At 50.7% G+C, this 20,214-nt stretch carries 16 protein-coding genes; 3 read left to right on the top strand and 13 right to left on the bottom strand.

The features are described 5' to 3' along the window. Positions 1–43: 43 nt before the first annotated feature. From ACN0R1_RS15475 to rsuA, 3 genes are read right to left on the bottom strand one after another with little or no spacing between them, the layout of a single operon-like run. On the bottom strand, positions 44–700 hold the full coding sequence (locus ACN0R1_RS15475; RefSeq protein ID WP_417584454.1) for a YciC family protein: 657 nt from the start codon (positions 698–700) through the stop codon (positions 44–46). A gap of 12 nt (positions 701–712) precedes the next feature. Then, positions 713–1,774, bottom strand: a complete 1,062-nt coding sequence (locus ACN0R1_RS15480; RefSeq protein ID WP_417584456.1) for a methyltransferase — start codon at positions 1,772–1,774, stop codon at positions 713–715. Beyond that, complete coding sequence (gene rsuA, locus ACN0R1_RS15485; protein ID WP_417584458.1) at positions 1,771–2,481, bottom strand: 16S rRNA pseudouridine(516) synthase RsuA; 711 nt, start codon at positions 2,479–2,481, stop codon at positions 1,771–1,773. Before rsuA ends, ACN0R1_RS15480 begins: the two co-directional genes overlap by 4 nt. A gap of 134 nt (positions 2,482–2,615) precedes the next feature. On the opposite strand from rsuA, the gene ACN0R1_RS15490 reads away from it, so the two are divergent. Then, the gene (locus ACN0R1_RS15490) at positions 2,616–3,452 is read left to right on the top strand and encodes a 6-carboxytetrahydropterin synthase (protein WP_417584460.1); all 837 of its coding nucleotides are present in this window, start codon (positions 2,616–2,618) and stop codon (positions 3,450–3,452) included. A gap of 98 nt (positions 3,453–3,550) precedes the next feature. Here ACN0R1_RS15490 and ACN0R1_RS15495 read toward each other — a convergent pair whose 3' ends face one another. From ACN0R1_RS15495 to dksA, 9 genes are all read right to left on the bottom strand, one after another. Beyond that, positions 3,551–4,732: an acetyl-CoA C-acetyltransferase gene (locus ACN0R1_RS15495; protein WP_417584462.1), complete on the bottom strand. Its 1,182-nt coding sequence runs from the start codon at positions 4,730–4,732 to the stop codon at positions 3,551–3,553. A gap of 220 nt (positions 4,733–4,952) precedes the next feature. Continuing rightward, on the bottom strand, positions 4,953–5,801 hold the full coding sequence (gene panC, locus ACN0R1_RS15500) for a pantoate--beta-alanine ligase (protein WP_417584464.1): 849 nt from the start codon (positions 5,799–5,801) through the stop codon (positions 4,953–4,955). A 5-nt stretch (positions 5,802–5,806) separates the two neighbouring features. After that, positions 5,807–6,598 (bottom strand): 3-methyl-2-oxobutanoate hydroxymethyltransferase, encoded by a 792-nt coding sequence (gene panB / locus ACN0R1_RS15505; protein WP_417584466.1) that lies wholly within the window; start codon positions 6,596–6,598, stop codon positions 5,807–5,809. A gap of 41 nt (positions 6,599–6,639) precedes the next feature. Continuing rightward, positions 6,640–7,128, bottom strand: a complete 489-nt coding sequence (gene folK / locus ACN0R1_RS15510; protein WP_417584468.1) for a 2-amino-4-hydroxy-6-hydroxymethyldihydropteridine diphosphokinase — start codon at positions 7,126–7,128, stop codon at positions 6,640–6,642. Next, the gene (pcnB, locus tag ACN0R1_RS15515; RefSeq protein ID WP_417584470.1) at positions 7,121–8,632 is read right to left on the bottom strand and encodes a polynucleotide adenylyltransferase PcnB; all 1,512 of its coding nucleotides are present in this window, start codon (positions 8,630–8,632) and stop codon (positions 7,121–7,123) included. The genes folK and pcnB overlap by 8 nt, the downstream gene beginning before the upstream one ends. A 475-nt stretch (positions 8,633–9,107) precedes the next feature. Further along, a complete protein-coding gene (locus ACN0R1_RS15520) occupies positions 9,108–10,469 on the bottom strand; it encodes a sigma-54-dependent transcriptional regulator (protein ID WP_417584472.1) in 1,362 nt (453 codons plus the stop codon). 11 nt (positions 10,470–10,480) lie between these two features. Next, positions 10,481–13,411, bottom strand: a complete 2,931-nt coding sequence (locus ACN0R1_RS15525) for an ATP-binding protein (protein WP_417584474.1) — start codon at positions 13,409–13,411, stop codon at positions 10,481–10,483. A 164-nt stretch (positions 13,412–13,575) separates the two neighbouring features. Further along, positions 13,576–14,454: a tRNA glutamyl-Q(34) synthetase GluQRS gene (gene gluQRS / locus ACN0R1_RS15530; RefSeq protein ID WP_417584476.1), complete on the bottom strand. Its 879-nt coding sequence runs from the start codon at positions 14,452–14,454 to the stop codon at positions 13,576–13,578. A 14-nt stretch (positions 14,455–14,468) separates the two neighbouring features. Then, positions 14,469–14,900, bottom strand: coding sequence for an RNA polymerase-binding protein DksA (gene dksA, locus ACN0R1_RS15535; RefSeq protein WP_151053567.1), 432 nt, complete (start codon positions 14,898–14,900; stop codon positions 14,469–14,471). Positions 14,901–15,104: 204 nt separating this feature from the next. Between dksA and ACN0R1_RS15540 the strand changes: the two genes are divergently transcribed. After that, a complete protein-coding gene (locus ACN0R1_RS15540; RefSeq protein ID WP_417584478.1) occupies positions 15,105–16,274 on the top strand; it encodes a pyridoxal phosphate-dependent aminotransferase in 1,170 nt (389 codons plus the stop codon). Here ACN0R1_RS15540 and ACN0R1_RS15545 read toward each other — a convergent pair. Next, a complete protein-coding gene (locus tag ACN0R1_RS15545) occupies positions 16,271–17,731 on the bottom strand; it encodes an AAA family ATPase (protein ID WP_417584480.1) in 1,461 nt (486 codons plus the stop codon). The two genes, ACN0R1_RS15540 and ACN0R1_RS15545, sit on opposite strands and share 4 nt — an antisense overlap. 115 nt (positions 17,732–17,846) lie before the next feature. On the opposite strand from ACN0R1_RS15545, the gene mrcB reads away from it, so the two are divergent. After that, on the top strand, positions 17,847–20,207 hold the full coding sequence (mrcB, locus tag ACN0R1_RS15550) for a penicillin-binding protein 1B (protein ID WP_417584482.1): 2,361 nt from the start codon (positions 17,847–17,849) through the stop codon (positions 20,205–20,207). Positions 20,208–20,214 lie beyond the last annotated feature (7 nt).

Here is a 20,214-nt window from a genome sequence, read left to right on the forward strand (position 1 = left end):
GGATTTTTTTATCTACAGGGTGCCTAGATGCCGTGGGCGCAGTCTATTGCTCTTCGCGCATTACACTAAATACGCGAAAGCCAAATACAGTCAGCATGACGCCACAGAAATCCACCAGTAAAGACAGCAGCGTGCCTGGAAGAGTTGAACCGAAAATTTGTTGGATCAGCATTTCAATCAGTAACAGGCATAGAAAAATGATCACGAAACCCTGTAGCAGCATCCAGAAGTAGGGTTGTGTTTGTGACCAGCTTTGCTTCAGCGACTGGGTGGCACTTTTGCCTTCCAATACACAGACATAGTCGGCAAAAGCCAGGCGCACACCGACATAAACACCGGGGATGACCAGCATGATTAAGCCTAGCAGCACGGCAAAACCATTAAGAATGTAAGTTAGTAATAGACGTCCCCAGCTACTCATGCCCAGACTGATAGCACTCATGACGGACAGAGGTTTGCCGTCCAGGACCGACTGCATGTAGAAAATAGTGGCACCCCAGTAAAGAGGCAGCAGGGCCAGTTGCAGCAGTCCGAGTAATAGAAACCCGCTACTGGCAACGTCCTCGCTGCTGGTCAGGTCACCCTGTAGGAAAAAACTCAATAGACCGATCAGGGCCAAAAAAGGTAATTGAATGGCAGCCAGAGTCAGTAGATGTTGTTTGAAGAAAAAAAACGACTGGCGAAGGTATTCGAACGTCATGACAAATTCCTGTTAGTGTCTGGGTTGACTCAAATGTATGAGCTTAAAATGTCCATTATCAGCGTGCAGTTGAATTTTACCAAAGTGTGAACTCGCTTTGTGCTCCAATGCAATATGTTTGTTCACTACAAAGCAGGCATTGCCATCATGTGACAGAAGGCGTGCCGCCGCCGCAAGGAAGCGACTGGTTAAATCACTGTTGGTTGCAAAGCCGCTGTGAAACGGAGGGTTGCACAGGATGGTGTCATACGGGCCTTGCAATGTATCACCGGCATCGCTAGCAAGGATTTCTGCGCTGAGTCCTTGCTTGTCAATGTTAGCCTGGCAGGCCCGTAGGGCGGCGGCATTATTATCTGTGCAGGTCAGTTGTGTATCTGCGCTGCTACTGCGTAGGCTGAGATAGCCAAAGCCACAGCCTAAGTCCAATAGTCGACCTGAGATTGGCAAAGACTGATTAAGCAGCATTGCTAATTCGTCAGCTAGGAAGGCACTGCCTTGATCCACCTTCTGCCAGCCATAAAGACCAGGTTTACTGATAAAGCTAAAGCCGCTTTTATCACTGAGCTCGCGCAGTTGGGTGTAGTTCTGATCGTCCAGATCGGGGGCGCTAAACTGTGCATCATAAGTGATGCTGGCGAACCACAGGCCTGCATTGATTTTGGTTTCACTAAACTGACCGCCCAGTTTCTCCCTGGCACGTTTGCTGTAGCTACGAATGCCTTCTGACTTGTCCCCAATCAGCACTAACTCGCCTTGATCCTCTAATAGTTCGGCTGCCTGGTTGATCAAGTAATGCACCAGGGGTTTTTCCTTGGGAATTCGCAATAAAATACGCGATAAGCTGTGTCGGGGAAGGTGGCTAAAATCAAAATCACTGAAACGACTATGCCAGCCTGACTGTTGCAGGTGTTGAAATAGGTCAAATCGATTAGTGATAGCCTGAATGTGTGGCAATGCAGCTGGTAGTGGCTGGCTGATATTTTCATCTATCAGCCACAGGCTGTTAGCCGGTGAGGCTTGTAGTGTCCTGAATAGCAGTGATGAGGCTGGATCTGTGGCTGGCCGGTTGGTCACGTTGGTGTCGCTCCGGCATAGACTGAGTCGATTTCGGCTTGGGTCAACTCCCGGTATTCACCAGGTGCCAGTGATGTATCCAGTATTATTTCCCCTATCTGCTCACGGTGCAGTGCGACAACCCGGTTATCAAGTGCCGCAAACATACGCTTAACCTGGTGGTAGCGCCCTTCTGTGAGGGTGATCAGTACTTCCGTATCGCTGATGCGCTCAAGCTGAGCAGGTTTGGTACGTTGTTTTTCACTTTTGAGCATTATCCCGCGCTGCAGCAGTGCTTCGGCATTAGCCTCCAGAGGCTCAGCAAGCCAAACGCGGTAACGTTTTGGCAGTTTGTGTTTGGGTGAGGTGATGCGGTGTGTCCATTGACCATCATCGGTCAGCAATAGTAAGCCGCTAGTGTCCAGATCCAGGCGCCCAGCTATGAGTAGTTTCTCCGCTGCTGGCAAATCTATTAAGGTGAGTGCGGTGGCATGGATGGGATCATCATTGGAGCAGATATAGCCAATAGGTTTATGTAGCATTAAAAAACGCGGGCGGGGCTCTGAAAGTAATCGCCCATCCAGTTCGACCTGATCACCTGAATTGATATGTCGACCACTATCTCGCTCGGGCTGATCGTTGACTAGGACCCAGCCTGCATGCAGTTGCTTTTTAACTTCTTTTCGCGACATACCTGTGGCTTGTGCCAAGTATTTATCCAGACGCATAACACCTAACTCTTGCTAAAAGCGCCATTATAGCGCAAGCCAGAGCTAAGGTATTCCTTACAGTTTGTATCATGAAAACCCGGTGGCTTTAGGCTAAAATACAGATCTTATTAAAGCGATGCAGAGAGGCGTGTGTGAAGCTATTTGTCGATAACCTGACCCATGTGGATTTTTCCTACCTGCACCCGCAGCGGGGATTGGTGGGTGAGTCTTGGGAAGTGCAGTTGCTCCTGGAGGGCAAACTGGATGAGCAGGGGATGATCTGTGATTTTGGTGTGGTGAAAAAGCGCATCAAAACCTGGCTGGATACGCATGTCGATCATATGCTGGTGGTTGCGACCGGAATGAGTGGGCTAAGCTGGCAGCAGTCGGCCGGTGTTACACAAGTCAGTTGGACTTATCCAACCGGAGAGCGTTTTTCCTGCAATGCACCGGATCAGGCGATTGCATTGGTTCCCGTGGAGGAGATACAGCAGCAAGCCGTTGCAAAATGGTGTGAAGCGCAGTTGCTGGCGCTCTTCCCTGAACAGGTTGAGTCTCTGGAGTTGCGCTTCGTGGCTGAGCCGATAGAGGGGGCTTTCTATCACTACAGCCATGGTTTGCAACAACACCGAGGTAATTGTCAGCGTATTGCTCATGGCCATCGTTCGCGGATGCAGGTTCGTGTTGATCAGAAACGTCGCCAGGACCTCGAGCTCTATTGGTCACAGCAGTTTGAAGACATCTACATAGGTACTCAAGCGCATCTACTTAGTAGGGAAGATGGTCATGCCCTGTTCGCTTATGACGCGCCACAGGGGAAATTTGAGCTGTTACTGCCGCTGCGCTGTTGTTATCTAATGGAAACGGAGACGACAGTAGAGCAGATAGCCGATCATTTGGCTCAAGCGATTAAGTCTGAATATCCGGATTCGGCAATTGAAGTTCGGGCGTACGAAGGTGTAGGTAAGGGCGCTATCGCCACAAAATAATCAGTGAACTGCCTAAACATAAAAGCCAGACCCACTTACGTGGGCCTGGCTTACTACTCGCAGCCGCTAGGTGTCTGCTAGCTCAAGCGATACTGGAATCAGTCGCGCTCAATTGCCAGTGCCGTGCCCATGCCCCCACCGATGCAAAGTGTGGCCAGGGCTTTCTTGGCATCGCGTTTATTCATTTCATGTACTAGCGAAACGAAAATACGGCAGCCAGATGCGCCAATAGGGTGGCCTAAGGCAATGGCTCCGCCGTTAACATTGACGATGTTGGTATCCCAACCCAGATCTTTGTTCACCGACATGGCTTGGGCAGCAAAGGCTTCATTGGCCTCCACCAGCTCCAGGTCGCTGACATTCCAGCCAGCCTTTTCCAGCGCTTTCTGAGTTGCGCAGATAGGACCGGTACCCATAATGGCGGGATCAACACCAGCAGACGCATAGGCCTTGATGCGAGCCAGGGGTTTCAGACCCAGTTCGGCGGCTTTTTCAGCAGAGCAGACAATAACAGCAGCGGCACCATCGTTAATGGTTGAGCTGTTACCCGCTGTTACTGTGCCATCCTTCTTGAAGGCCGGGCGTAGCTTGGCCAGCGCCTCGGGCGTACAGCCAAAACGAGGCTGCTCGTCAGTATCAAAAATCACCGGGTCGCCTTTTCGCTGTGGAATGGTGACAGGAATAATTTCATCCTTAAAGCGTCCGGAGGTAACAGCCGCTTCGGCCTTGTTCTGAGATGCGCTGGCAAATGCATCCTGCTCTTCACGGGTAAAACCATACTTATCAACGATATTTTCGGTTGTAATACCCATGTGGTAATCGTTGAACGCATCCCACAAGCCATCGGTAATCATGGAATCAATCATCTTCCAGTCACCCATGCGTGCCCCGTTACGGGAATTCGGCAGCAGGTGAGGGGACGAGGACATGTTTTCTTGTCCACCGGCAATAATCATGTCGGCATCGCCACAACGTATGGCTTGTACTGCCATCTGGATCGCCTTGAGACCGGAACCACAAACCTTATTGATAGTGATGGCAGGGACTTCCTGGGGAATGCCTGCATGAATCAGCGCCTGACGCGCCGGATTCTGACCGCAGCCTGCCGTGAGTACCTGCCCCATGATGACCTCATCGATGTTGGCAGCGTCTATGGCATGCTTTTCCAGTAAACCTTTGATTACGGTTGCACCTAACATGGCGGCAGGCTGGGACGCTAAGGCGCCATTAAATGCACCTACCGCTGTACGACCAGCAGCAACGATAACAACTTCACGCATGGGTATTCCTCATTGTTGTGACTGTGATGACATCCTGCACCCATGATACGCCAGTAGCGATGAATAATGTATGACACCGGGCATCAGCGCGGCAGGGTCGCTTTTAAGCAAGCGAAACTCATTCCCGATGTAAGGAATCAGCCGAGTTTGAGTCTGCGTGAACAGGCGTGTTACTGTCAAGTAGATAGGACTTAGACCATTGTCTGGTTAGCGTTCCAATTCAGAGTTCTAGCTCAAGGTTGTCAATCAATCTAGCTGGACCCATCCAGGCGGCTGCCAGAATTACCAGGGTTGCATCACTGTTTGTGGCGGGGGCGAGGTCGCTGCGGCGGACAATGCGAAAATAGTCACGGCGAAAGCCAACAGCTTCGAGTCGAAGTGTCGCTTCGTGTTCCAGTTGACTGAAGTCCCGGCGTCCTTGTTTTAGCGCTTCTGCTGTGGTGCGGATGATGCGTTGCAGTGCAGGTGCCTGCTCAAGTTCCTGAGAGGAGAGGTAACCGTTGCGAGAGCTGAGTGCCAGACCCGAGTCGGCCCGAACAACGGGTACCGAGAGGATTTCAGTAGCAATGCAAAGGTCGCTGACCATTTTTCGGATGATACGCAACTGCTGGTAGTCTTTTTCTCCAAACACAGCAATATCTGGCTGGACAATATTAAATAATTTACACACCACCGTGGTAACACCGCTGAAGTGGCCGGGGCGCGTTTCACCACAGTAGAGATCCGACAGTACCGGGACTTCGACACGCGTTTGACTGTCGCGCCCGCGTGGATAGATTTCCTGCTCAGTCGGTGCAAACAAGAGATCACAGCCAGCCTCTTGAAGCTTGTGTTGATCTTCAATCAAGGTGCGAGGGTAGCTGCTAAGATCCTCGTTACGACCAAACTGTAACGGGTTAACAAAAATGCTGGCAACAACAATGTCGGCAGCGGCCACCGCTGTCTCAATCAGTCGAATGTGACCGTCATGCAGGTTACCCATGGTAGGAACCAGAGCTACAGTCTTACCAGAGCGGCGGCAGCCTCTCAGCTCGTCACGTAGACGCGCTATAGTATCGAAGGTTTGCATGTGACTTAAAAACTCTCATCCTGATTGGGGAAGCTGCCGTCTTTTACTGCATCATTATAGCGACGTATGGCTGTTTCAATGCTGTCAGCATTGGCCATGAAGTTTCGCGTGAAGCGAGGCTTGCGCCCAGTGGTAATGTTAAGCATGTCATGCAGCACCAATACCTGCGCATCGGTATGTGGGCCTGCACCTATGCCAATGACGGGAATGTCAGCATTGCGGGTGATTTCCTCAGCCAGCAAGGTTGGTACACATTCTAATAGAAGCAAGCTGGCGCCGGCTTCTTCAAGCAAGCGGGCATCTTCAATCATCTGCTCTGCGGCGGCACGATCCTTACCTTGAACACGATAACCACCCAGGCGATTGACAGCCTGGGGCGTTAAGCCCATATGAGCACAGACAGGTACGCCACGCTCAGCTAACAGCGTAATACTTTCTGCCAGCCATGCGTTGCCCTCAAGTTTGACCAGGTGTGCACCGGCTTGCATCAGTTTCCCGGCGCTTTGCATGCATTGCTCGGTGGTGGCATAACTCATAAAGGGCAAGTCGGCCATGATCATTGAGCCCTGATTGCCTCGTGCTACGGCGGCGGTGTGATAAACCATGTCATCCAGTGTTACCGGCAGGGTACTGTCATGCCCCTGCAGTACCATGCCCAGAGAGTCGCCCACCAGAATCATTTCAGTACCGGTAGAACTTATCAGGTGTGCAAAGGTTGCATCATAAGCGGTAAGTACCGAAAATTTACTGCCTTTCTGTTTGAGGCTTGTTAGTGTGTGAAGTGTGATGTTGCTCATAGAGGGGTTCCAGACTAATTCGATCTGTCAGTAGCGCTGTATTATAGCGGTAACTGTTCGAGAGTGCCCATTGGACAATCTGCTAGATAGTGCATTAATTTGCTACCATCCGGCAGAGTGAGATCCGACTCGAGGTCGGCCAGGGGTCGCAATACAAAGTTGCGCTCTGTTATGTAAGGGTGTGGCACCGTCAGGCGCTCGTTATTAATTGTTTCATTGTTATAAAGTAGCAGGTCCAGGTCGAGGGTTCGGGGGCCCCAGTGTTGAATTCGTTTACGCTGATGCATCTGTTCCAGTTGTTGCAATGCGTCCAGCAGCTCGAGTGGTTGCAGAGAAGTGTTTAGCTCGGCAACAGCATTAATGTAGTCCGGTTGCCCAGCAGGGCCTACAGGTTCTGAGCGATACAGTGCTGAGTGCCGAGTGACTCGGATTCCAGCAATATCATTCAGCTCTTTCAGCGCGCTGCGAACCTGTTCAACCGGATTGTTCAGATTGCTGCCTAGGCCGATAAAGCAACGTACCTTATTCATTAGGCTTGCTGCTAGGTTTACGACGTCTGCGTCGACGTTTACGTGGCGGCTCCTCGGTGATCACATCCGTATTCAGCTCACGGCGCTGACCCTCATTGCCCTTCTGATATTCTGTCCACCATTGTCCAAGCCCATCGAGATCCTCGCCGGCCGATTCGCGCAGTAGAATAAGGTCATAGGCTGCTCTGAATCTGGGATGGGCCATGAGCTGGTCAGCTTTTCTGCCCTGATGTCTTGGCAGGCGGAGCTGCAGTTCCCATATTTCACGCATAGGTGCTGAAAAGCGCCGAGGAATGGCGGTGGCTTTGACCTGGGCTGAAAGCACCTGGTTGGCGGCTTCATGCAGAGCTTGCAGTGGAGGCAGATCCTCCTCGTCGAGCAGTTCCAGGTAGCGTTGATAAAGCGGATACCAAAGCAGCGCAGCAAACATAAAGGCCGGGGTCACACTTTTTCCCTGTTCCAGGCGTCTGTCAGTATTCTTGAGAACATGTTGAACCAGGATGGGTGTTGGCCAGTCAGGGTTGTCGAGTATCTCTTGTGTCAACGGAAACAGGTAGCGAAACAGGTCGAAACGTTGCATCTGTCGATAAGCGGCGGCACCGTAGCCTGATTGGAGTAATTTCAGCGCTTCATCAAATAAGCGTGCCGGTGCTATGCGGCCCAGTAACGGCGAGAGTTCATGGATCGGTGCGGCCGTGGCGGGTTCTATGTCAAAATTCAGTTTGGCGGCAAAGCGTGCGGCACGAAGCATCCTGACGGGGTCTTCACGGTAGCGCTGCGCTGGTTCGCCGATCATGCGAATGATGCGCTGCTGCAGATCCGGGTATCCATTGGCGAAATCATAAATGCTGTAATCGCGGGCGCAGTAGTAGAGCGCATTGACGGTAAAGTCACGCCGCAGGGCATCTTCTTCAATACTGCCGTAGACGTTGTCTCTTAGGATCAGGCCGCTGGCTGACTGACGCCCTTGCTCACCGTCATCATTATCTTCGCTGTCATGGCCGGCCCTGAAGGTTGCTACTTCGATCAGTTCACGACCAAAGCGCACATGCAGGAGCTTGAAACGACGCCCGATCAGGCGTCCACGATGGAAAAGCTCAACCGCTTGTTCTGGGTGTGCTGAGGTCGCAACGTCAAAATCTTTAGGCTTCTGGTTCAGGAGTAAGTCACGAATACAGCCGCCGACCAGAAAACAGTCGTAACCGGCATCATGCAGGCGGTAGACCACTTTCATGGCGTTATCATCTAAGCGCTGTCGTGGAATTCGGTGCTCTTTCTCTGGAACAACGCGTTTTTCGCCCAGTGGCAGACGTGGGTAGAGTGTGGGCTCCTCTGCTTGAGGGCTTTTAGCTTTAGTGTTTGATTTTGTGGCTGTCTTGCTTGTGACTGCTTGTTGTTTATAGGGTGGTTTACATCGTCTGTAAACGACGATAGCAGTCAAAATTATTATAGCAATTACAGTAGCGATGATTAGCCATTGCACTTGTGATAGTTCTTCAAACATCAGGTGTTATTCTTCCAGAGGTGACATAAAGATGGAAAATTTTGGCAGATGATACCAGTTAAGCGCTTGGGGGTGTTAGTTTAGCGGTGGGTGTAAAGGGGTGGAGTGCTGAAAGCAGAGTGCAACAAAGCTTGTTTTTGTTTGAGCACTGTCCTGAGTGTTGTTGTCACTCTGCAATCAGCGAAGTCTCGTTATTATTTTTATTCGAGGTTTTAAGTTTCTTCTCTTCCTGTCTGGCGTTATTAGTTTTATTGGTGCCAGTTTGAAATTATTTTTATTTTTATTGCTCTGTATAGAGCAGTAACTGTGCCAGTTTTATTAATTTGTTGTTTTTATTGTGTTAATTAGTAAATGTATGTTTTGTTGCTCTGAGTGCGCTAGATATTTGTTACCCTTATGCACAACATATGTTACCTGAGTGTGTAGAAAGGTAACAGTTAAAAATCTACTATTTTCATATAGTTAGACTTTAGTATTAGGGTTGGGCTGCGTTTTTTGCTTTGCGGGGGATGCCCAGTCTTTGCCGTTTTTCCCATAGGCATTTTCGACTCACGCCAAGACTCTTTGCCAGGTCAGTTTCGTTCATATGATGCTGGTTTTCCAAAACAAATTTGAGGAAGTAATCATCCAGCGTGTGTTCGGCTTTATTTGGCTGGGCCGAGGTTATTGTTTGGGCGTTTGCTGGCGTTGAAGACTGCTGTGAAGTATCCAGCCCGAGTAGTTCGGGTGTTATCTGGTGGTTGTCTGCCAGAATAACCGCACGTTCAATCGCATTTTGCAACTCCCTGACATTGCCGGGCCAGGCATGCTTTAGCATGATCTGGATGGCGGCTGGGCTGAAACTCAGGCTGACATGGTGTTTGTTGCATTGCTCTTTTAGAAATACCTGCGACAGTTCGATAATGTCTTCGCCGCGCTCGCGTAGCGGTGGCATCTTCAGTTCCATAACATAGAGTCGGTAGTAAAGGTCTTCACGAAAGCGCCCTTCCTGGGCCAGGGTTTTTAAATCCCGGTGAGTAGCCGCAATCAAGCGTACATCGACACATTTGGCATGTACCGAACCCACTCGGCGGATTTCGCCTTCCTGCAAGAAACGCAGCAAGCGCGCCTGAGCTTCAAGTGGCAGTTCGCCGATCTCATCCAGGAACAGGGTGCCGCCATCGGCGGCTTCGATCAGGCCGCTACGTGGTGTATCGGCCCCGGTGAAGGCGCCTTTTTCGTGGCCGAACAACTCGGATTCAATCAGCGTTTCCGGAATTGCCGCACAGTTAACGCAGACCATGGGTGAGGCTGCTCTGGGACTCTGCTGGTGAATACTTTTGGCCGCCAGTTCTTTGCCCGTCCCAGACTCACCTAAAATCAGCACAGTAGCATTGGTTGATGCAATTTTGTTGATTCGTCTGATTAAATCCTGAATTGGCTGACAAGAGCCATTCAGTAGTGGCCTGACACCAGTGGTATCGCTGTTTGGGGTAGGGGTTTCAGCTTCATCGGGTTGTATCAGCTTGGCGATTACCGCCAGCATCTCCTCGTGGCTGAAGGGTTTGGCAATATATTCAGCCGCCCCCATTTTGATTGCATCGATTGCAGAGCGCATGCTGGCGTAGCTGGTCATGATCAGCACCGGCGTGGTTCCTGCGTGTGCAATCAGGTCTGTGCCCGGTGCACCAGGTAGTCTCAGATCGCTGATGATCAGATTATAGTGATGCTTGGCTGTAAGTGGTAAAGCTTCGGCGACGCTACCGACGTCATCTATGCTATAGCTGTGTTTTTCCAGCAGACGTTTCAGTGCTGTGCGGATGACAAGTTCATCCTCAACAATCAGAATTCGGCTCATAATTGGACCTGTTACTCTAATCCCGTGCCTGTCGGAGAATCTGGTTCCGTCCAGGCGGGAAGCTGAATAATTACCTGAGTGCCTTTTTTCTGTTTTTTGTCGGCAGGACTGATGAACTCAATATTACCACAATGTTCAGTAATTATATTGTAGACCAATGCTAATCCCAGTCCGGTTCCTTTACCAGGTTCCTTCGTGGTGAAAAAAGGTTCGAAAATACGTTCTTGCAGATCTGGACTTATGCCGCAACCCTCATCAACAATATTCAGGGCTACCCAGCTCTCTTCAGTTTTTGCTGTGAGCCTGATCGTCGAGTGATCGGGTGACGCATCGCAGGCATTATTCAGCAGATTGACTAGTACCTGCAACAGTAACTGATAATCACCTGTGCAATAGAGTGCGGGCTCCAGATCGGAGAGTATCTTAACTGAGCGACGTGTTTCATCAAAGCGCATCAGGTCAATGGCTTCCTGAATGCAGGCATTTAACGATACAGCTGTCAGGTGGCCGATGTGGTCTGTTTGCCCTGTATGGGCGAAGCGTATCAGCGATTGTACAATGCGGCTGATGCGTTGTGTTTGCTCAAGAATGGCTTCGCCGGTATCCAGAACTTCGGGTTGTTCGGTTTCCAGTTTGAGGTTTTGCGCCAGACAGGCGATGCCAGTAACCGGATTGCCAATTTCATGTGCCACACCGGCAGCAAATCGACCTATTGATGTTAGACGCTCACTGTGTGTCAGCCGATTGGCCAGTAGTTTATGTTCGGTTTCATCTTCGATCAGTATGATGCAGCCCTGTTGTCCGTCTTCAATATCCGTCTTGTGCAGGCTGAACCAGTACTGCTGATTTTTCAATTCAATGCGAAGCGCTGGCTGGTAAGTGGTATTTTGTTGGCTGAAGTGGCTCAGCAGTTCAGACCAAGGTTGGGGTAGTTCCGCAGGCTTCAGTCCAAGGACAGCTTCTGGTGCGATGCCAGTGTAATCCACCATGGCCTGGTTCCAGAATAGAATATGCTGGCGCTCATTCAGTGTGCAAACTCCAATAGGGAGGTGTTGTAAGGTGGAGCGGTGGTAGCGACGGATTTTGTCCAATTCGGCGGCCAGTCCTGACAGACGCTCACTGTAACTTTCAAGTTGCTCCTCCAGTAAATGTATTTCGCGTCCGCGGAAGGCGTTGCCCCCAGACAGTGTTTGTGGTCGCAGCAGGGCTGTGGCTTCGGCTGGTCCCAATAGGCCGGATAAATTGTTTTCCAGGATGTTGCGTAGTCTGAGCAGGTCCAAAGGTCTGAGTTTGTTGGTCATGGGTAGATCCAGCAACATCAGCGCCGCCTCAATTTCTCGTTGTGCTGATGTTGCGCCTAAGCGACTAGTCAGGCGAAACTGCAGATCTTCAATGGAGTCATTGTCGGGACCAAAGCTGGACTTGGTGCGGGGTAATGCATTCAGCACACAGGCGACGGCTGTTTCTTCCTCATCAGCTGAAAGCTTAACTAACCAGGAGCCAGTGATTAGGAGCAGAGCATTAATCATCAGTGAAATAATGGCCCACCAATACCACTGATCGAGAAGGCCTGGGGTGATTTCACTTAAATGCGGGCTCAGTACTGGGACGAAAATGGCCACAAACCAGATCAACATTCCGGCGCATAGGCCTAGCAAGAAACCGAAACGACTGGCTTTTTGCCAGTAGAGGGTTGCCAGTATTCCAGGTAGAAACTGCAGAAAACCAATAAAGGTAATTAAGCCTAGCTGTGCCAGTGGAAAGCGATTGCCGACTAAAAGATAGACTAAATAACTGCCCGCCATAACTAACAGGATTAAGCTGCGGCGCATCCATAGCAGCCAGCTGTAAAAGCGTTTAGTGTCAGGCAGTTTGATCACCGGTAGTAACAGGTGGTTTTGCAGCATAGAGGCTAATGCTACATTGGCAACGATGATGACCCCGCTGGAAGCGGACAAGCCGCCGACAAATGCGGCAATAACAAACCAGTCTTTCTGCAGGGCGCGTCCTAAATGTATGAGTAGAAAATCTGGATCCGTGTTGATGTTTAGCTTGGCAGCACCCCAGAGTAATACGGGTATGCAAATCGCCATGATTAGCAGTAATAGAGGCATTACCCAGCTGGCTAATATCAGGCTGCGTTCAGACGCATTCTCGCTGAACAGCAAGTGAAACATGTGTGGCGTGATAAAGGCCGCAGCAAAAAAGGCCACCAGCAGAATTTGCCAATTGTTCCCAGCGGGCAGAGTCTGCAGCCGGTACATTTGCTCGGGATGGTTGTTGAGCCAGTGGGTCAGTTCAGTCGTACCGCCGAACAGGGCAAAGAGGATAAAACCTGCCATGGATAATAATGCCAACATCTTGACCACTGATTCCAGGGCGATAGCCACCATCAGACCATCGTGCCGACTGCGTATGGATGCCTGACGAGCACCAAATAGCATGGAAAATACTGAAATGATCAAACAGAAAACCAGCGCGACATGCTGGCTGGATACGCGCTCATCAAAGTGACTCAGGCTGTTGGAAAAAGCCTGAATTTGTATGGCGATCAACGGCATGCTGATAATGACTATCAGCAAGGTGATAAAGCTGCCCGTCATGGCGCTGCGGTAGCGAAATGCAAATAAGTCAGCAAGTGAGCTTAGTTGATGGGTGCGGGCAATTCTCAGTATCGGCAAGAGGATCAGGGGGGCCAGAATAAAGGTGACGGTGGCGCCGAGGTAAGAAGCCAGAAAGGTAAAGCCTGATTCGGCAGCAATCCCAAAGGCGCCATAAAAAGTCCAGGCACTGGCATAGACTGCCAGCGATAGTACATGAGTCAAAGGATGGCGGACTAAGGTCGTTGGTAGTAGGCCTCTTTCGGTTAAATAGGCTGTAGCGAATAGCAGCAGCAGGTAACCTATACCCACCAATAGCAACAGGGATAGATTAAGTATCATGCTTGCCTCCGCTGCTGGCATGCAGTGCCACCAGCAGAATCATCATTCCCCAAATGGCGAAAGGTAACCATACCGGGCCCTTGTAAAGCCACGCATTGATCAGTGGGGGGAGGAGTGCGAGGCCAAGTAAAGATAAAAGCAAAAGTATCCGGTGCTGATGCATACTAGGCCCCTATCGGAATAGACTGAATTGCCGGCACTCGTTCAATGTGCCAGTGGCTGATCGCCCATTGTAGCAGGCTTTCCACTGTCTGGCTTAGCGGCTCCGGTGGTAGCTCCTGGTTTAGGATACGCAGTGCCTGAAGTAGTTCGATAGCAGGATTGTGGTTTTCAAGTGCTGGCGCTAAATTCTGTTTGCTGAGTTTTTGGCCATTGGCTGTGGTGGCGAGCGGGATGTGTGCATAGCCCGGTGATATAAAACCCAGGTGTTGTTGTAGCTGCAGCTGGGCAAAGGTCTCCTGCAATAAATCCGCTCCTCGTACCACTTGGTTGATCTTCTGGGCATGATCATCGGCGACCACGGCCAGTTGATAGGCAAACAGGCCATCTCGTCGAAAAATGATGAAGTCACCTTGTGCGCTATTATTGGCTCGCTGGGTGCCGAGAATACGGTCATTGAAACACAGGTTTTCAAGCATGTACTTGGCGCGAATAGCTGTTTGTGTTTGTTTATCAGGTGGGTGTTTAAGGCAGTATCGGTCGTAATGCGGCAGTGCATTACGTAATTTCAGTTGCTTTCGTGAGCAGCCGCAGGAGTAGGCTAGGTCCTGCTGTATCAATTGTTCCAGCAAGTGCTGATAATAATCCTGTCGCTGATTCTGGTAGATGACCTCGCCATCCCAGTGCAAACCGTAAGTGTCCAGTGTGTAGAGGATTTGGTCAGCTGCGCCGGGTTGTTCACGAAGTGGATCGGGGTTTTCGATGCGAAGCAACCAGCGCCCCTGCTGGTGTTTCGCATCCAGATAACTGGCTAATGCCGCCAGCAACGATCCGAAGTGCAGGGGGCCGGTCGGGGATGGTGCGAAGCGGCCCGTGTAACTCAAAACTGTTTACCGGATCAGCCGCCCAGCTGTTTTTCCTTGATTTCAGCCAGTGTCTTGCAGTCAATGCATAGGGTGGCTGTTGGGCGAGCTTCAAGGCGGCGTATGCCGATGTCCACACCACAGGCTTCGCAGTAGCCATAGTCATCATCATCGATGCGGTCCAGTGCTTCATCGATTTTACGAATCAGCTTGCGCTCACGGTCACGGGTGCGCAGTTCAAGGCTGAACTCTTCTTCCTGGCTGGCGCGATCGGTGGGATCAGCAAAGTTAGTGGCTTCCTCTTTCAGATGGGTAATGGTGCTGTCCACCTCTTCCATCAATTCCTTTTTCCAGGCCAACAGGATCTCGCGGAAATGCTCTTTCTGCGTTTCGTTCATGTACTCTTCACCTTCGCTGGCCTGGTAAGGTGCTGGATGAGTAATCTGAGATTCGTTATTTGCTGGCATGACATAGCCTCACATCAGACTGAAGGTTGTAGGCTCCGGTTTGGCTGTTCGGAGATTTTAAAAGGCGCTGAAATTACCAGATGATGAAGCAATACACCAGCGTTTGCGTAGATATTCTTTTTGATGCTTTAGTGGCAGGCGCGGATAATAATCAACGGTTATTGTATAATTATGTGTTTTTCAAGGTATAACAGGACGGTGACGATGTTCTCTAAATACTCACAGCGGGCCACTAATATTGAGTCGTTCAAAGTCATGGATCTGTTGAAGCGTGCTCGTGAATTGGAGTCGCAGGGGTGTGATGTGGTGCACTTGGAAGTAGGTGAACCCGACTTTGCTACGGCTGAACCGGTTGCCGAAGCGGCTATTGCTGCTATTCGTGCAGGACATACTCAGTATACTCCCGCCGCTGGTATTCCTGAGTTACGCGATGCTATCGCGGGATATTATCAAACCCGTTATGGTCTTCGGGTTGATCCTGCACAGGTGCTGGTAACGCCGGGTGCATCAGGCGCCTTGCTGCTGGCATTTGCCTTGCTCGCAGACGCTGGACAAACCTTTATGATGAGTGATCCAAGCTACCCTTGTAACCGTCAGTTTCTACGTTTTTTACAAGCCGCTGCCCAGTTGGTACCCACCGGGCCTGCTGAGCGCTTTCAATTGACAGAAGCCTTAATCACTGAGCACTGGCAGCCTCAGACGGCCGGTGTACTATTGGCCTCACCTTCCAATCCAACCGGTACGCTGGTGCCTCCTGAGCAAATGCACGCTATTGCACAGCGCGTGCGTCAGCTAGGTGGGCAATTAATTGTTGATGAGTTGTACCATGGGCTCACCTATGGCGTTGATGCCATGACAGCCTTGCAGGTAGATCCGGATGTGTTTGTGATTAACAGTTTCTCCAAGTACTTCGGCATGACCGGGTGGCGTCTGGGGTGGCTAGTTGCCCCTCTGGACGCTGTAAAAATGATGGAGAAGATGGCCCAGAATCTGTTTATTTCTCCAACAACCGTGTCGCAATATGCTGCTTTGGCAGCGTTTCAACCGGATAGTCTGGCTATTTTTGAAAGTCGGCGACAGGCCTTTGAGCAGCGCCGAGATTTTTTAGTGCAGGGTTTGAAGTCGCTCGGGTTTGGCGTACCCGCCGTGCCGGATGGCGCTTTCTATATCTATGCAGATGCCTCTCACCTGACCGATGACAGTTTCAGTTTCTGCTGGTCGCTGCTGGAAGAAAATCATATCGCCGTCACACCAGGTGCTGATTTTGGCCAGTTTGAAGCTTCGCGTTATGTGCGTTTCTCTTATACCACCGGGATGGCACAGATAGAAAAAGCCTTACAACGCATGGCTAAACGGTTTACGGCACTGGACTAGCTGGTCAAGAGATTTTGTGCCCGCAGTTGTGCCAGTAGCTGCTCAATAGCTTCATCATTTTCGGTGTCCACCGGTAGGGTCAGCATCTGCTCTTCTGGCGATAAGGGTTGTCCAGAAGCAAGCTGTTGGTGCATGACCTCAATATCGGCATCTGATGGATCTTTTCCGTCAGCAATACGCTGGGCAAGTCGGGCTTCAATCAGGTGTAGTTTGCAACTGCAACTGATTATCCTGACTGGAATGCCGAGATTCTCGGCCATAGCAATGTAGTTGCTGCGAGTACGTTTACGAATCAGTGTGGCATCGATGACGACCGACTGCCCTGCTTTCAGGAGTAGGCGTGCAAGATCTGAGGTGTGGTGAAAGGTGCGCATGTTCATGTCTGCACCGTAGAGCTCGAGGTTTTCACCTTGACGACTGAGCTCTCTATGCAAGCGTTTTCGTTCGCAATCCGAGCGCAAGCGTATACCACCAATGGCTTCAACCAACTGGCTGCTGAGATAACTTTTGCCACTGCCGGACACGCCGTGCATTAGGTAGAGCACCGGGGGCGGTGTTGTGCAGTAGTTATTGGTCAACTGCAAATAGTGACGGAATGTCTGAAAGTCAGGCTGTTCGCCCATCAGTGCAACCTTAGCCCTTACCATGGAGCGGTAGGCTTTATAGAGGTTCAGCAGGGGAACGCCATGGTAATCGCCGGTGATTTCAAGGTAGTAGTTTAGGCAGCGGTTTGCCCAATGCGGCTGGTTGTTGGCTTCAAGGTCCATCAGCAAAAAGGCCAGGTCTGACAGAGTATCTATCCAGCGGAACTGCAGATTGAATTCGATACAATCAAATAAACGCAATTCATCATGGAACAGGGTGATGTTGCCCAGGTGAAGATCGCCATGGCATTCACGGACATGGCCCTTGCGTTTTCGGCTGCGCAGGTTTTTTTCCAGCTCCCTGAAACTGGCCGCTGTTAACTGCAGCAAGCGGTGCAATTGCGTAGAGTCATCCAGGTTGTCTACTACAGTGGAGCAGTGGCGATAATTGTCGGCCATCAATTCCCAGAGCGTAGCTGGTTCACCCCAGGGGCTATCCTGCGCTACAATTGGGATGCGCTGATGGAAGTCGGCAATCTGTTCAGCCAGCATGTCGATCCAGCGCGCTTCGAATAGCTGTTCGGCCAGTCTGCGATCCAGTCTTAGTTGTGGATCAAACTGTGCCATTTTAACGGCATATTCAAAGGGTGCAGAGTTGTCACCGATTAAGGGTTGGTCTTCTGTACCGCTGACAGGGATGACTTCCAGGTAAATATCCGGTGCCAGACGCTGATTCAATCGCAGCTCCTCTTCACAATAGGTGCGGCGTTGTTCCAGCGTGGTGAAGTCGAGAAAGCCAAAATTGACCGGTTTTTTGAATTTATACGCAAACTCACCGGTCAATAGAATCCATGAGATGTGGGTTTCAATCACCTCGATCCTTGTGCACACATGTGGAAAGTGTGCTGAATTTTGTAGAGTGCTGATCAGTTTATAAAACATTACTTTTCTGCTGTTGCACTAAGTTACCAGAGATTATACTTGCCCGATGCCAAAAAAGAGAGTCCAAAAAAGTCAATCACGCCGTCGAAAGCCGCAAAAACGACGGTCATTCAAAACTTACCTGCTTGGTTTATTGATCAAGTTGGGGGTGTTATTCAGTGTTTTCTGCGTGGTTCTGTTGATTTATGTTGATGGACAGGTCCGCGAAAAGTTTGAAGGAAAACGCTGGGAGCTGCCGGCAAAAGTGTATTCCCGCCCGCTGGAGTTGTATGCCGGTCAAACGCTGCCGATGGATTCTTTGCGTGAAGAGTTGCGTTTGCTGGGCTACCGTTTTGTTGCTTCGGCGAGTCGTGCAGGCACCGCTGAGTTTGCATCCTCTAAGGTACGGATTTTTACCCGAGGATTCGCCTTTCCCGATGAGATTGAACCTTCCAGACAGTTGCTTCTGGAATTTTCTGGTTCACGCCTGCAGCGGGTTGTGGATGAACGTGTGGGCCAAGAGGTTGCTCTGGTTAGACTGGAGCCTGTGCAGGTGGGCGGCATTTACCCGCGCTCAAATGAAGACCGTGACCTGATCCGGCTGGAAGAAGCGCCCCCTTACCTGAAAGAGGCCCTGATAGTTGTCGAGGATCGTGAATACTATCAACATTTTGGCATATCCCCCAAGGGGATGTTGCGGGCGATGGTTGTGAATGCACGTGCGGGTCGCCTCATTCAAGGGGGGAGTACACTGACACAGCAGTTAATTAAAAACTTTTACCTGTCATCTGATAGAACCCTGTCGCGCAAACTTCTGGAGTTGCCCATGGCGATTGCTATGGATTTCAGATACGACAAGGATGAAATTCTGGAAGCCTATCTAAATGAAGTTTATCTAGGTCAGTCTGGCGTCAGAGCTGTGCATGGTTTTGGGCTGGCAAGTCAATTCTATTTTGGTCGCCCGGCGGCTGAGCTGGAGATACACCAGGTGGCCTTGATGGTCGCATTGGTAAAAGGTCCCTCGTTTTATGATCCACGCCGCAATCCGGAGCGCGCCAAAGCGCGGCGGGACCTGGTAATTAATATGCTCGCTGATCATAGCCATATCTCAGCGGAAGAACGGGATCAGGCGTTGGCCGAGCCGTTGGGTGTACGCGAAAGCCGACGGCTGCATACTGGTAGTTACCCGGCTTACCTCGATCTGGTTAAGCGCCAGTTGCAAACCGAATACCGTGATGAAGACCTGAGCACTGAAGGCCTGTTGATTTTCACTTCATTGGATCCTTTGGCGCAATCAAGAGCGGATTCAGCCGTATCTAAAGTGCTAGCTGATCTTGAGCAGCGCCATGGAGAGCGAGCCGGTAATCTGGAAGGCGCTATGGTGGTTACCGATCCTCGTACGGGTGAAGTTTTAGCCTTAGTCGGTGGTAAGGATACCCGTTTTGAAGGCTTCAACCGAGGGCTGGATGCGCGTCGTCCTGTGGGCTCGTTGATTAAACCGGCGATTTATCTGGCGGCTATCGAGCAGGGCTATACACTGGCTAGTTTGTTGAAAGATGAGCCCGTAGATCTGCGTATGCCAAATGGGGATATCTGGTCACCCCAGAATTTTGATCGGCAAAGCCATGGTGATGTCATCTTGGTTACAGCGTTGGCACGTTCATTGAATCAGTCATCTGTACACCTGGGACTGGATATTGGGCTACCTAAAATAATCGACATGCTCAAGCGTCTCGGGGTAGAGCGTAATATTCAGGCATTGCCATCACTGTTGCTAGGTGCGCAGGAGATGACTCCGATGGAGATAACGGAGGTCTATCAAACACTGGCAGCGGATGGCTTCAGAATGCCGCTACGCTCTATCCGTATGGTCACAACGGCTGAGGGTGAAGAGCTTTCACGCTACCCTTTCCAGCTGCGTCAGCAGGTAGGGGCAGAGCCTATCTATCTGATTCGTCATGCCATGCAGGAAGTGGGTCGTACAGGAACAGCACGCGGCGCTTACCAGCGTCTGTCTGGCGAGCTGAACTTCGCCGGTAAAACAGGCACCAGTAATGATCAGCGTGATAGCTGGTTTGCCGGGTTTACCGGTAATCGTCTGGCTGTTGTTTGGGTGGGTCGTGATGATAATCAGCAGTTGCCCTTTACTTCAACCGGTGGAGCCTTACCTGTCTGGACGGAGTTTATGCATCAGGATCATCCTGAACCGTTGATTTCACGACGTCCGGCTGGTATTGAATCAGCCTGGATTGATGAAAGAACCGGATTGTTATCCGATCCTATGTGTGAAGGCTCGCGTCAGTTGCCGTTTATAACTGGTACAGTGCCAACCATCAGCGTAGATTGTGGTCAGTTTCAGCCTCGGTCTGATCCGGGTGAACCAGAAGAGCAGGATTCTGGTGGCTGGTTCAGAAACTTGTTTCGATGAGGATTAT

This window comes from Nitrincola sp. (genome assembly GCF_048264025.1).
GTDB lineage: Bacteria > Pseudomonadota > Gammaproteobacteria > Pseudomonadales > Balneatricaceae > Nitrincola.

Excerpts from the sequence above, each read along its gene's own strand:
- ACN0R1_RS15475 (WP_417584454.1), bottom strand. The coding sequence starts at position 700 with ATGACGTTCGAATACCTTCGCCAGTCGTTTTTTTTCTTCAAACAACAT.
- rsuA (WP_417584458.1), bottom strand. The coding sequence starts at position 2,481 with ATGCGTCTGGATAAATACTTGGCACAAGCCACAGGTATGTCGCGAAAA.
- ACN0R1_RS15495 (WP_417584462.1), bottom strand. The coding sequence starts at position 4,732 with ATGCGTGAAGTTGTTATCGTTGCTGCTGGTCGTACAGCGGTAGGTGCA.
- panC (WP_417584464.1), bottom strand. The coding sequence starts at position 5,801 with ATGCAAACCTTCGATACTATAGCGCGTCTACGTGACGAGCTGAGAGGC.
- panB (WP_417584466.1), bottom strand. The coding sequence starts at position 6,598 with ATGAGCAACATCACACTTCACACACTAACAAGCCTCAAACAGAAAGGC.
- folK (WP_417584468.1), bottom strand. The coding sequence starts at position 7,128 with ATGAATAAGGTACGTTGCTTTATCGGCCTAGGCAGCAATCTGAACAAT.
- pcnB (WP_417584470.1), bottom strand. The coding sequence starts at position 8,632 with ATGTTTGAAGAACTATCACAAGTGCAATGGCTAATCATCGCTACTGTA.
- ACN0R1_RS15520 (WP_417584472.1), bottom strand. The coding sequence starts at position 10,469 with ATGAGCCGAATTCTGATTGTTGAGGATGAACTTGTCATCCGCACAGCA.
- ACN0R1_RS15525 (WP_417584474.1), bottom strand. The coding sequence starts at position 13,411 with ATGATACTTAATCTATCCCTGTTGCTATTGGTGGGTATAGGTTACCTG.
- dksA (WP_151053567.1), bottom strand. The coding sequence starts at position 14,900 with ATGCCAGCAAATAACGAATCTCAGATTACTCATCCAGCACCTTACCAG.
- ACN0R1_RS15540 (WP_417584478.1), top strand. The coding sequence starts at position 15,105 with ATGTTCTCTAAATACTCACAGCGGGCCACTAATATTGAGTCGTTCAAA.
- mrcB (WP_417584482.1), top strand. The coding sequence starts at position 17,847 with ATGCCAAAAAAGAGAGTCCAAAAAAGTCAATCACGCCGTCGAAAGCCG.